This window comes from Hymenobacter negativus (assembly GCF_016056375.1).
Classification (GTDB): Bacteria; Bacteroidota; Bacteroidia; order Cytophagales; family Hymenobacteraceae; genus Hymenobacter; species Hymenobacter negativus_A.
On record NZ_JAEDAE010000002.1, the window covers coordinates 277,859 to 290,814 of the forward strand.

The following is a 12,956-nucleotide window of genomic DNA, read 5'->3' on the forward strand; positions in this document are numbered from 1 at the left end:
GGTAATTGCTTAATTGCAGTGATTGTCATTCCGACGCAGGAGGAATCCGGGTAAACCAACTCAAACGATTTATCTCAGATTCCTCCTGCGTCGGAATGACAAATTTCTTGCTTCAAATCTGCTTATGCCGCTTTTGCTACTCTTGCTGCTGCATTGTTTCGGCCTAGCCGTGGCACCCGTGCCACGTGCCACGGTCTACGTTTTTCTGGCCGAGACCTGCCCCATCAGCCAGGCGGCCACGCTGCCATTGCGGGAGTTGCACGGCCGCTACGGGGCGCAGGGTGTGCGGTTTGTGGGCGTGTTTCCGGCGAAGGAAACGAGCGCAGCCGGGCTGGCAGCTTTCGCCAGAACCTATCAGCTGGCCTTTCCGCTGCAAGCCGATGCAGGGCATGAGCTCACCAACAAGCTGCACGCCCGCGTCACCCCCGAGGCCGTGGTGGTGGCGGGCGATGGCCACACCGTACTCTATCAGGGCCGGCTCGATGATGCCTACGCCGGCCTGGGCCAGCACCGCGCCGTGACGCGCCAGCACGAACTGGCCGATGCGCTGGCCGCCGTGGCTGCCGGCCGGCCCATCGCCGTGCCGCGCACCGAGCCGGTGGGCTGTTTTATTGAATAGATTTGAAATCAATCTGCTCCTTATGAAGCACTACTTCTCCACTTTACTCCTGGCCCTGAGTTGCTTGGGCGCGGCTCCGGTGGTGCAGGCCCAAACCACCCCGCAATACACGTTCAGCCAGGACATTGCGCCGCTGGTGTATCAGCACTGCACGCCCTGCCACCGCACCGGCGAAGTGGCCCCGTTTCCGCTTACTACTTACGCTGAGGTGGTGAGCCACGCCCAGACCATCAAGTACGTGACCGGCACGCGCTACATGCCGCCGTGGAAGCCCGACCCCAACTACCGCCACTACCTCGACGAAAACACGCTGACCAACGCGGAAATCGCCAAAATTCGGGCTTGGGTCGATGCCGGCACGCCGCAGGGCAACCCCGCCCTCACGCCGGCCCTGCCCACCTACCCCAGTGGTTCGCAGCTGGGCACGCCCGATATGGTGATTCCGATGGCCCAGGCCTTCACGCATCAGGGCAACGGCCAGGACATGTACCGCATTTTCGTGCTGCCCGTGAACATGCCCGCCGACCGCGACATTGCGGCCATCGAGTTTCGGCCGGGCAATAAAGGCATTGTGCACCACGTCATCATCGGCATGGACACCACCCAGCAGGCCCAGGCCCTCGATGCGGCTGCGCCCGGCTACGGCTACACGCAGTTCGGTGGCTTCGGCTTCAACCCCTTGGAAACCAACTTTGCGGCCTGGGTGCCGGGTATGCAGTCGCGGTTTTACCCCGCGGGCATGGGCAAGAAGCTTTACCGCCACGCCTCCCTGCTGGTGCAGGTGCACTACGGCCCCAACTACGTGACGCAAAAGGATTCGTCGGTGGTGAACGTGTTTTTTGCCCGTCAGCCCGTCACGCGCTACATCCAGACGGTGCCCGCCATCTCGCCGGTCACGCTCAGCAACGGGCCGTTTATCATTCCGGCCAACCAGGTGAGCACCTTCCACGCCCAGCTCAACGTGCCGGCCGATGTTACCATCCTCAGCGCCGCGCCCCATGCGCACCTGCTCAGCAAAAGTTGGAAAGTGTGGGTGGTGCAGCCCAACGGCGACACCATTAAGCTGGTCAAAATCAATGACTGGGATTTCCGCTGGCAGGGCATCTTCCGCTTCACCGCGCCACTGAAAATTCCGGCCGGCTCGCGCCTCATGGCCGATGCCGTGTACGACAACACCGCCCAGAACCCCCGCAACCCCAACAATCCGCCCCTCACCACGCAGTGGGGCGAAAGCACCACCGCCGAAATGCTGCTCACCTATTTCGACCTGCTGCCCTACCGTGCCGGCGACGAAAACATTGTGCTTAGCACCGCGCCCGGCGTGGCCACCACCCCCGGCACCGTGCAAATGGCCGTGTACCCCAACCCCGCCAGCGGCACGGGCAGCATCAGCTTTCAGCAGGAGCGGGCCGGGCCGGTTACGGTTTCGCTGCTCGATGCCACGGGGCGGCTGGTGCGGGCCGTGGTGCGCCAGAAAGCCTATCCGGCCGGGCCGCAACAGTTGCCTTTGCCGCTGACGGGCGTGGCCCCCGGCGTGTACATCGTGCGTCTCGAATCGAACGAAGGCACGCGCAGCGAGAAGCTGGTGGTGACCGAGTAAGGGACTGTCATTGCGAGCGCAGCGCGGCAATCCGTTCTGTCAAAACCAGTCACTGTATTTTACCAGAAAGCCCCGGCACCGCGCAGTGCCGGGGCTTTCTGGTAATGTTTGTCACAACTTGGAAGCTTGTCGCATTTAGAGGACGGATTGCTTCGCTACGCTCGCAATGACAGGATTTTACCGCCCATCTTTGCGCCCATGAAAATTCTATACGGAGTGCCCGGCGAGGGCCTGGGCCACGCCACCCGCAGCAAAGTTGTTATCGGCCACCTGCTGGCGCAGGGGCACGAGGTGCGCGTGGTGAGCAGCAGCCGCGCCTACACCATGCTGGCGGCGGCCTTCCCCGGCCGGGTGCACGAAATCCGGGGCTTTCACCTGGCGTATAATGGATTGGCGGTGAGCAAGCTGCGCACGGCCGTGCTCACGCTGCGCACCGCGCCGGAGGACCTGCGCGTCAACTTTGCCCGCTACCGCGAGCTGTTGGGTGGTTTCGAGCCGGAAGTGGTGGTTTCGGATTTTGAATCGTTCAGTTTTTTGTTTGCGAAGCTGCGCCGACTGCCCATTGTCAGTATTGATAATATGCAGATTATCAGCCGGGCCAAGCTGAACGTGACCGTGCCGAAAGCGGAACGCGAAAACTACCGGGTGGCCAAAAGCATTGTGCGCGCCAAGCTGCCGCACAGCCGTCACTACTTCATCACCACCTTCTTCGACTTGCCGCTGGCCAAGCAGCGCACCACGCTGGTGCCGCCCATCATCCGGCCTGAGATTCTGGCCGCCGCGCCCACCAAAGGCCAGCACGTATTGGTCTACCAGTCAGCCACCACGCAGCAAAACCTGGTGCCGCTGCTGCAACAGCTGCCCGACCAGGAATTCCGCGTCTACGGCTTCAACAAGCAGGAAAGCCACGGCAACGTGCAGCTCTGCGCCTTCTCCGAAGCCGGCTTCATTGCCGACCTGGCCAGCGCCCGCGCCGTGGTCACCAACGGTGGTTTCTCGCTGATTTCGGAGGCCGTGTTCCTGCATAAGCCCATTTGCGCCATTCCCATTCCGGCCCAGTTCGAGCAGTGGCTGAACGCCGCCGAAGTGCAACAAATGGGTTACGGCCGGCATTTCGAGGCCATCACCGCCGACAACCTGCGGGCATTTCTCTACGGCCTGAGCAATTTTGAGACGGCCCTGGCCGGCTACCGGCAGGAAGGCAATGCCGTGCTGTTTACCGGGCTGGACGCGCTGCTGAAGGACGTTGCCACGGGGTATTTGCCCAGCGAAGCCGCGCCACAGAAAGACTCCTGGGGCGGCGAGTAGGGCGGAGCTGCCATTCCGAGCGCAGCGAGAAATCTAGAGAAGGCTGATTACCGGTTTTACTCAGATTCCTCGCTGCGCTCGGAATGACAATCCGGGCTTGTAAGTAGCGCGTGCTTTAGCTTGCGCCTCATCCCTCAGCCCAAACCACTCCAGGCACGTAAGCGCAACCTGAACCCCGCGCTACCTTTTCGCCTATGACTTTCCGCTCCTCTCGTTTCTGGCCGCTGCTGTTGCTGGCGGCTGCCTGCGCCCGCACGCCGCGCTCCAGCACCGGACTCGCCAACAAATACCACGACGCCACCATCCGGCAAATCGGCACGGCGCAGGACGAGCGCAACACTGCCGCCATTCTGCCCTTCCTCACCAACGGCAACCCCACCTACCGGCGCGAAGCCGCCCTGGCGCTGGCCTCGGTGCAGGCTCCGGCGGCCGTGCCCGGCCTCATCCCTTTGCTGCACGATGCCGACGCCGGCGTGCGCCGAGCCGCCGCCTATGCCTTGGGCCAAACCGGCGACAGCACCGCCGTGGACAGCCTGCGCGTGCGCGTCCTCAAAGAAAATGATGGCCAGGTGCGCCGCTACGTGCACGAGGCCCTGGGGCGCACCGTCACGCGCCACAGTCTGCCCGAGCTTTGGCGCGTCGAAATCCTGAACGATACTTCGCGCGCCGCCGCGCTGGCCTGGGGCCTGAGCCGCGCCGCCCTGCGCGGCCTCACTTCGCCCGAAACCATCCGGCGCACGGTGGCCGTGCTGAACTCGCCCAAACTGCCCGGGCGCGGCCGGCTGGCAGCCGTAGTGGCGCTTTCGCGCACGCGGGGGCTCGACGCCGATTTGAAGAGGCTGGCCGAAAGCACGTTGCTGCGCGTGGCTCAGAAAGACCGGAACTATGCCGTGCGGGCAGCGGCGGTCACCACCCTCGGCCGCATTGCGGCAACGGCACCAAGTGTTGCGGCACCGGTGGCCACGTCGGCGAAGGCCGGCGCTTCGCCCGTTTTGCTGGCTCGCCTTGCCACCAAAGACCCCGACTACCGCGTGCGGCTCAGCGCCATTCGGGCTTTGCCGTTTGATGCGGAAAATTACCCGGCCAGCCGCAAAGCCGTCTTTTTTGCGCTTGCGCACGACCGCGCCCCGGTGGCCCTCACGGCAGCCGAGTGGCTGCTGGCCCACGCCAAAGGCGAGTCGGGTGCGGCCCTAGCGGCCCTGGCCGATGGCAACAAGCAAGCTTCGGTGCGGGTGCGCGCCGCTTTGCTGCGGGCGGCCGTGCATCATGCCAGCCCGGCGGCCCGTCCCAGCCTGGTCGAAACCATTGAGAAGCGCTACGCGGCGGCGCCCACCGTGTATGAGAAGGGCTTTTTGCTGGAAGCGCTAAGCGAGGACCCGGCCGCGTTCGATTTCGTGCGGAACGAGGCGTTTGCGGCGGGGCAGTCGCCGGTGGTGGGGGGCTATGCGCTGGGCGCGCTGCTCACCATGCGCCGCACCGCAGATTTCCCGGCCGTCCGCCAGGCCGATTTTGCCGCCGCCATGCGTCAGGCACTGGGTGGCGGCGACGTGGCCCAGCTCGGCACCGCCGCCGAGGCGCTGGCCGATGCCAAGCTCTACCCCGAAGCGCTGCCGGCCGACCTTGCGGCCCTGCGTGCCGCGCAGGCCAAACTGCAGCTGCCCCGCGAAATCGAAGCCTGGCAAGGGATTCAGCAGGCCCTCGACAAGCTGACCAAAGCCCCGAAAACCACGCCCTCGCCGCTGGCTACGGCCGCGCAGCACCCGATAGATTGGACGGTGGTGCAGGGCGTGCCGCTGGGCCAACAGGTGCGCCTGCGCACCAGTAAGGGTATTATTCTGCTGGAGCTAAAGCCCGAAGAAGCGCCCGGCGCGGTGGCCAGCTTTGTCACGCTCATCGGCCAGCATTTCTACGACAACCTGTATTTCCACCGTGTGGTGCCCAATTTTGTGGCCCAGGGCGGCGACCCGCGCGGCGACGGCAATGGCAGCGCGCCCTACAACCTGCGCTCCGAGTTCGGCGACCTGCGCTACGAGGAGGGCAGCGTGGGGCTGGCCTCGGCTGGCAAGGACACCGAGAGCTGCCAGTTTTTCATCACCCACACCCCCACGCCGCACCTAGATGGCCGCTACCCCATCTTTGCCCAGGTGGTAGGCGGTATGGATGTGGTGCACAAGCTTGACATCGGCGACCAGATTCTGGGCGTAGAACTGGTGGCAGTGCAGTAGGTGATTTTGGCAAAGCCTGTCATCCTGAGCTTGCGAAGGACCTTATCACGCCCGCGCCGGCTGGTATTGCCGCAAACTGTTCAAACCTGATAAAGGACTTCGCACGCTCGGGACGGCAGATGCTATATTTAGCTTTTCCCTTTCCTCCTTTCCCGCTATGAACCAAGTCAGCACTTACGCCCAGCAGCTTCAAGCCCTCGTTGTCCTCTACCTGCCCCGCGTGCTCATGGCCGGGGTGGCGCTGGTGGTGGGCTGGTGGCTCATTGGCTGGGCCAGCCGCATTATCGCCGCCGCCGCCACTCGCCTCGATGTGTCGCTGGCCTCGTTCCTGACCAGCCTGGTCAACATCGTGCTCAAAGTACTGCTGCTGATATCGGTGGCCGGTATGGTGGGCTTCGAAACCACGTCGTTTGTGGCCATTTTGGGGGCGGCTGGACTGGCGGTGGGGCTGGCATTGCAGGGCACGTTGGCCAATTTCGCGGGCGGGGTGCTCATCCTCATTTTCAAGCCTTACGTGGTAGGCGATACCATTGAGTCGCAGGGCAAATCGGGCGAGGTGAAGGAAATTCAGATTTTCAATACCATCCTCGTCACCCCGCAGGGCGATACCATCATCCTGCCCAACGGGGCCACGTCCAACAACGTCATCATCAACAAAACGGCCCAGAACAAAGCCCTGGTTGAAATCGTGGCCGACCTGGACAATGCCACCGACCTGGCCGCCCTGCGCGCCTGGGCCATCCCGCTGCTGCAGGCCGATGAAGACGTGCTGCCCGCGCCCGCGCCGCAGGTGGCCGTTACGGCCCTCAAGCCCGGCGGCATGACGGTGGCCTTCCGGGCCTACACGCCGGCCGGGCGCAATGGCTCGGCCCAGGCGCGCCTCATCGAGCAGCTTCAGCGAGCCCTGGCCCAACAGGGGGTGGGCAGCCCGGTGCCGGTGCAGCACAGCTACGTGCGCACCCTGCCCGAGTAGGGCACTGTACCGGAAAAACTGGCTGTTTAACGCCCCCGGCAGCATTTGTCTCGTATGCCTAACTATTTATGAATTAGTGCGAACGGGCTGGGCGAAGCCGAAATGTGCTTCCGCAGGCCGGCCCGTGTGTTAACCGGCCCGGGGCCGGGGTTTCGTTTGCCAGGCAGTATTCATTCTACCATTGAGTAACGTTTAGCTGTTGCTTTCTATGACCCGTGCCGAGCTTGAAGTGGCGTTAGCCGAGCAAAAAGCGGCGAATACGGCCTTACGCGCCCGGCTAGCGGCGCTGGAGAATCCGGCCGCGCCAACTCCCGCCTACGTTCCGTCCAGCCTGCTGGGGTATTTGCTCGAAAAGCAGGACACGGCCGTGGTGCTGGCCAACGGCGAAGGCTTCGTGCAATGGGTAAACAAGGGATTTACGAAGCTGTGCGGGGTGGGTGCGCACGAGATAATAGGCCGGCAGCCAGCGGCGGTGCTGCGCCCCAGGCTGCCGGACGAGGCCACGCTGGCCTATATCCAGGACAGCTTACAGCGGCAGGAGGCGTTTCATTATGAAGTGACGAACCCGCGGCCTGACTCCGATGGCTGGCTGCGCGTGAGCTTACGGCCGGTGAATGCGGCCGATGGCGCGGTCCATTTTGTGGGCCTGATTGAAGACATTACGGAGTGGAAACAGGCCCAGCTGCGGCTGGTGCACAGCGAGCAGCGCTTCCGCAACCTGGCCGAGAACGTGCCCGGTGTGCTCTACGAGTGGCGTAAAAATGCCGATGGCTCTTTCAACTTCGATTATGTGAGCCCCAAGGTGGAGGAACTGTTTGGGATAGCGCCGCACGAGCTGGTTCGCATGAACGATTTCATTCATCCGGAAGAGTTGGAGGGGTTTCTGGAATCGCTCGACGACGCCACCCGCAACCGCGCCCCGTGGGTGTATGAGGGCCGGATTGTGGTGCCGGGTCAGCCCATTCGCTGGCTGCGGGGCAGCTCCAACGTCACCAGCTTCGGCCCCGATTGGGTGACGTACAGCGGGATTCTGCTCGATGTGACGCCCCTGAAGCTGGCCGAAAGTGCCCTGCGCGAAAGCGACTTGCGCCTGGGGCTGGCCATGGAAGGCTTCGGCGATGGGGCTTGGGAGCTGAATCTGCGCACCCATCAAATTTCGTTTTCGTCGGAGTACAAGGCCATGCTGGGCTATGAGGATGCCGAGTTTTCGAACGAATACGAAACTTGGCTCACCCACGTGCACCCCGATGACCTGCCGCAGGTACTGGAGCTGTTGCGCAAATACGTGCAAAATGGCGGCAAAATGGCCACCGCCGAATACCGGATGCGCTGCCACGACGGCAACTACAAGTGGGTGCTGAGCCGCGCCGCCATCACGGCGTGGGGTGCCAACAGCCAGCCCCTGATGCTCAGCGGGCTACATAGCGACATTTCGGCCCAGAAAGATGCCGAGAAAGCCCTCGGTACCTCCAACCAGCAGCTGGCTGCCGTGATTGCGCACTTCCAGGACGGCTTGGTGCTGGAAGATGAAAACCGTCGCATTGTGTTCACCAACGAGGCCTTTTGCCAGCTGCTGGAGCTGCCCGTGGCACCCGCCCGGTTTCATGGCCGCAACGGGGCTTGGCTCACCGAAAGCTCCCGCAAATATGTGAAAAAGCCGCACCAGTACGTGGCCCGCATTGCGGCCCTGCTGCGCCGCCGCCAGCCCGTCACCGGCGACATTATCCCGCTGCGCGACGGCCGCACCCTGGAGCGGGCCTTCACGCCCATTTTCGACGGCACCCGTTACATCGGCCACCTCTGGAAGTACGAAGACGTCACGGCCCGCATCAAAGCCGAAGAAGACCTGAAGCGCCGCGAAGAAAAGTACCGGGGCATCATCGAAAACATGTCGCTGGGGCTGGTGGAGGCCGATTTGAACGACCATTTGCTCTACGCCAACCAAAGCTTTTGCGACATGACCGGCTACTGCACCGACGAGCTGGCCGGCCAGCGCCTGTCGCCGCTGCTGCTCACCGGCCACGACCTGGCGCTGGTAGAAGGTAAGCTCCGCACCCGCGAGCACGGCATTTCCGACTCCTACGAAATTGTGGTGACCACCAAGGATGGTGAACGCAAGTGGCTGCTGGTAAGCGGCGCTCCGCTCTACGACGAGCATCAGCGGCACATCGGGTCCATTGGCATCTACCTCGATGTGACGCCCCAGAAACACCTCGAAACCAGCCTGCGCGAAGCCAAAATGCAGGCCGAAAGCAGCACCCGCGCCAAGCAGGAATTTTTGGCCAACATGAGCCACGAAATTCGCACGCCCATGAACGCCATTCTGGGTATGAGCCAGCTGCTGGCCAAAACCCCGCTGGCGGCCCCGCAGGCCAGCTACCTGCACGCTATTACGGCCTCGGCCGAAAACCTGCTCGTTATCATCAACGACATTCTCGACCTCTCGAAGATTGATGCCGGCCAGCTGGCCATCGAGCACATTGGGTTCAGCCCCGGTAACATCTGTGCACAGGTCAGGAAAACCCTGCAATACAAAGCCGAGGAAAAGGGGCTCAGCTTTCTTATCTACCTCGACCCCGCCATGCCCGAAGTCGTGCTCGGCGACCCCTACCGTCTCACCCAGGTGCTGCTGAACCTGGTTGGTAATTCCGTTAAATTCACGGAGCGAGGCACGGTAAGCGTTAGGTGTCAGCTGCTTGAGCACCTAAGCCCGGACGAAGTGCTGGTTGAGTTTACGGTGGAGGATACCGGCATTGGCATCGAGGCGGAGTACCTGAACCACATTTTTGATGATTTCAGCCAGGAAGATTCGACCGTGACGCGACAATACGGCGGCACGGGCCTGGGCCTGGGCATCAGCAAAAAGCTGGTGCACCTAATGGGCGGCGAGCTGCGAATCGAAAGCCGGAAAAACCACGGTACTATTAGCCGCTTCAGCCTGCGCCTGCCCGTGGGCAATGCGCGGCACCTCTCGCAGAAAGACTCCGGCGACCTCGAAGGCATGCAGCAGGAACTGCACGGCAAGCGCATTTTGCTGGTCGAAGACAACCTGTTCAACCGCATGCTGGCCACCAGTTTCCTCTCCAACGCCGGCATGAGCGTGACGGAAGCCACCAACGGCCAGGCTGCCGTGGAGCTGGCCCGCAGCGAGGCTTTCGACTTGATTCTAATGGATGTGCAGATGCCCATCAAAAATGGCTACGAAGCCACCCGCATTCTGCGCCAGGAACTGGGCCTTGCCGTGCCCATTATTGCCCTTACCGCCAATGCCATCACCGGCGAGCGGGACAAGTGCCTCGCCGCCGGTATGAACGACTACCTGACCAAGCCCTTTCAGGAATTCTCTCTCCTGAAAATGGTGCACGACTGGGCCGTGGCCGCCCCGCGCAACTCTGTCGGCTAAACCCGGAAGGGCCGTAGCTCGGCGTAGTCACGGCCTCGCGCTCATTGCTGGGCCCGAAACGAGTTGGCCAGTGCGGCCAACTCGTGGGTTGTCATTGATTCAACTCAGCTGTTTATTTCTCTTCGCGGCCGTGTACCTGCGCTGGCGGCGAGGTAGCTTCCACCGCCGAAAAGCTCTCCAGAATTTTATAGGTGTGCTCCGTATTCTTCGGCACTACCCACGAGTTGCCGGGCTCCAGAATAACCATTTGGCCGGCCAGGTGTAGCTCGGCGCGGCCGCTGAGCACGTAGCCCACCGTTTCGTAGGGCCGGGTAGCCGGGGCTTTGGGCTCGCCGGGTTGCTCGTTTTCCCACATCCGCATGGCAATGTGCGTGCCCGAGGCCAGGTATTTCTCGCCGTCGGGGCCGGTAGGAGAGTGCTGCGAATCGACTTTGGTAATGGAGGTATCGGCTGCCATAATGGTATTGAAAAAGTGAAGCAGAGGAAAAGAAGAGTATCTTTTGGCCCGGCGGCCACAGTGGCGGTGGGGCACGGGCTAAACGGCGAAGGCCGCGCTGCCGTTGCCTTCCGCTCAAAACCTTCCCCAGCCTTGCTGGTTAATTCCACTGGTTCTTTTGCTTATGTTTTCAGCCCCCGTGCTTCCCCATTCCTTCGCCGAAGAGCTGGCTCACGCCCACTCCGTGGCCCCTGACGCTCTGCCCGGCGCGGCTTTTTGTGCCCTTGCCGATGGCCTGCTCGCCCTGCTCTTTCCGCAGCGCGCCGAGCGGCCCCTGGCCAACGCCGATGCTGTCGAGGCTGAGCTACAGTATTTCCGGGCCGAGCTGGCCGCGCTGCTGGCCGGGGTGCCGGCCTTGCCTGCCTCGCCGGCCGCCCTGGCCGATGAGTTCACGGCCCAACTGCCGGCGCTGCGGGCAGCCTTGCTGCGCGATGCCAGCGCCATTCTGGCCAGCGACCCTGCCGCCCAGGGCCTGGGCGAAATCATCAGCTCCTATCCGGGCTTCTACGCCACGGCGCTCTACCGACTGGCCCATGCCCTGTACCAGCGGGGCCTGCCGCGCCTGCCGCGCCTGCTGAGTGAGTATGCCCACCAGCGCACCGGCGTCGATATTCACCCCGGCGCGTACATCGGGCCCGCTTTCTGCATCGACCATGGCACGGGCCTGGTTATTGGCGAAACGGCCATCATCGGAGCCAATGTGCAGATTTACCAAGGCGTTACGCTGGGCGCCCTCAGCGTTACCAAGGGCTTGCAGGGCACCAAGCGCCACCCCACCATTGAGGACCATGTGGTTATCTACGCTGGTGCTACCATTCTGGGGGGCAGCACGGTGGTGGGAGCGCACAGCATCATCGGCGGCAACGTGTGGCTGACCGAAAGCGTACCCTCGCATTCGCGGGTGTATCACCGGGCCCACATCCAGATTTCGCGCAACGTCGACCCGGCGGCCGAACTGGTTTTTTCGATATAGGGTCTTGGGGACTTAGGAACTTTGGGGCTTGGTTTTCAGCGCCAAACTGCAGTTCTTAGCTCCGAGCCAAGCCCAGATTCTCATTAAGTACCCAGGACCCCAAGACCCCAAGTCCCCATTAGTATGAAAGCCAATTCTATTCTTGATACCATCGGCAACACGCCGCTGGTGCGCCTCAACCGCATTTTTGCTGCCACCCGCCCCGATGTGGAAGTGTGGGTAAAGCTGGAACGCGCCAACCCCGGCGGGTCCATCAAAGACCGCATTGCCCTGAGCATGATTGAGCAAGCCGAGAAGGACGGCACCATCACCAAAGACAGCCTGATTGTGGAGCCTACTTCCGGCAACACTGGCGTGGGCCTGGCCCTGGTTGCCGCCGTAAAAGGCTACAAGCTCACCCTCGTAATGCCCGAAAGCATGAGCATCGAGCGTCGCCGCCTCATGGCCGCCTATGGCGCTACCCTGGAACTCACGCCCCGCGAAAAGGGTATGAAAGGGGCCATTGAGAAAGCCCGCGAAATAGTGGCCAATACGCCCGGCGCCTGGATGCCTATGCAGTTCTCCAACCCCGCCAACCCCAAAATTCACGCCGAAACCACCGCTCAGGAAATCCTGCGCGATGCCCCCGAGGGCTTCGACTTCCACATCACCGGCGTGGGTACCGGCGGCCACATCACGGCCGTTACGGAAACCCTGAAGCCGCATTTCCCCAACCTGAAAACCTTTGCCGTCGAGCCCGAAGCGTCACCCGTCATCAGTGGCGGTGCGCCGGGACCGCATCCCATTCAGGGCATTGGGGCCGGCTTCATCCCCGACAACCTGCACGTCGACGTCCTCGACGGCACCATCCAGGTATCGCAGCAGGAAGCCTACGAGATGACCCGCCGCGCCGCCCGCGAGGAAGGGATATTTGTGGGCGTATCGTCGGGCGCGTCTTTGGCAGCCATTGCCAAAAAGCTGCCCGATATGCCCCAAGGCAGCCGCGTGCTCACCTTCTGCTACGATACCGGCGAGCGTTACCTCTCGGTCGAAGGCCTGTTTGTATAGCGCCACCAATAGAAATGCCCTTGGAAATATTGTCCAAGGGCATTTTTATTGAATCAGGCGGCAAAAAAAGAAAAAGAAAAAGCCCATTCAGTTTCCTGAACGGGCTTTTTCTTTTTTCACTTCTTCAGTGGAGAATATCGGAGTCGAACCGATGACCTCTTGCATGCCATGCAAGCGCTCTAGCCAGCTGAGCTAATCCCCCTGATTTGTTGTTTACCGCCGTGCCATTTGCGCTTTGGTTCGACAAAAGTACGGGCAGATTTTGATTGCGCAAGCGCCAAAGGATAGATTTTAGCTAAATGGCGCAGCATC

At 62.2% G+C, this 12,956-nt stretch carries 9 protein-coding genes and 1 tRNA gene; 8 read left to right on the plus strand and 2 right to left on the minus strand.

The window, feature by feature from the left end:
* Nucleotides 1-124: 124 nt before the first annotated feature.
* From I7X13_RS06085 to I7X13_RS06110, 6 genes are all read left to right on the plus strand, one after another.
* Nucleotides 125-619: a redoxin domain-containing protein gene (locus I7X13_RS06085; RefSeq protein ID WP_198074782.1), complete on the plus strand. Its 495-nt coding sequence runs from the start codon at nucleotides 125-127 to the stop codon at nucleotides 617-619.
* 22 nt (nucleotides 620-641) lie between these two features.
* Nucleotides 642-2,219 (plus strand): T9SS type A sorting domain-containing protein, encoded by a 1,578-nt coding sequence (locus tag I7X13_RS06090; RefSeq protein ID WP_198074783.1) that lies wholly within the window; start codon nucleotides 642-644, stop codon nucleotides 2,217-2,219.
* 198 nt (nucleotides 2,220-2,417) lie between these two features.
* Entirely contained in the window at nucleotides 2,418-3,527 is a 1,110-nt protein-coding gene (locus I7X13_RS06095) for a glycosyltransferase family protein (RefSeq protein WP_198074784.1), read from the plus strand.
* 194 nt (nucleotides 3,528-3,721) lie between these two features.
* A complete protein-coding gene (locus tag I7X13_RS06100; RefSeq protein WP_198074785.1) occupies nucleotides 3,722-5,752 on the plus strand; it encodes a peptidylprolyl isomerase in 2,031 nt (676 codons plus the stop codon).
* Between the two features lie 157 nt (nucleotides 5,753-5,909).
* Nucleotides 5,910-6,725: a mechanosensitive ion channel family protein gene (locus I7X13_RS06105; RefSeq protein WP_198066929.1), complete on the plus strand. Its 816-nt coding sequence runs from the start codon at nucleotides 5,910-5,912 to the stop codon at nucleotides 6,723-6,725.
* A 208-nt stretch (nucleotides 6,726-6,933) separates the two neighbouring features.
* Nucleotides 6,934-10,128: a PAS domain S-box protein gene (locus I7X13_RS06110; RefSeq protein ID WP_198074786.1), complete on the plus strand. Its 3,195-nt coding sequence runs from the start codon at nucleotides 6,934-6,936 to the stop codon at nucleotides 10,126-10,128.
* A gap of 112 nt (nucleotides 10,129-10,240) precedes the next feature.
* On the opposite strand, the gene I7X13_RS06115 is transcribed toward I7X13_RS06110, so the two are convergent.
* Nucleotides 10,241-10,585 (minus strand): cupin domain-containing protein, encoded by a 345-nt coding sequence (locus I7X13_RS06115; RefSeq protein WP_198066927.1) that lies wholly within the window; start codon nucleotides 10,583-10,585, stop codon nucleotides 10,241-10,243.
* 163 nt (nucleotides 10,586-10,748) lie between these two features.
* Between I7X13_RS06115 and I7X13_RS06120 the strand changes: the two genes are divergently transcribed.
* Together I7X13_RS06120 and cysK are read left to right on the plus strand one after the other, a co-directional pair.
* Nucleotides 10,749-11,597, plus strand: a complete 849-nt coding sequence (locus I7X13_RS06120) for a serine O-acetyltransferase (RefSeq protein WP_198074787.1) — start codon at nucleotides 10,749-10,751, stop codon at nucleotides 11,595-11,597.
* Nucleotides 11,598-11,720: 123 nt separating this feature from the next.
* Nucleotides 11,721-12,644 carry a cysteine synthase A gene (gene cysK / locus I7X13_RS06125; RefSeq protein WP_198074788.1) on the plus strand — a complete coding sequence of 308 codons (924 nt, stop codon included), beginning with the start codon at nucleotides 11,721-11,723 and terminating at the stop codon, nucleotides 12,642-12,644.
* A 128-nt stretch (nucleotides 12,645-12,772) separates the two neighbouring features.
* Here the strand turns inward: cysK and I7X13_RS06130 are convergent.
* Nucleotides 12,773-12,846, minus strand: a tRNA-Ala gene (locus tag I7X13_RS06130).
* Nucleotides 12,847-12,956: the final 110 nt, after the last annotated feature.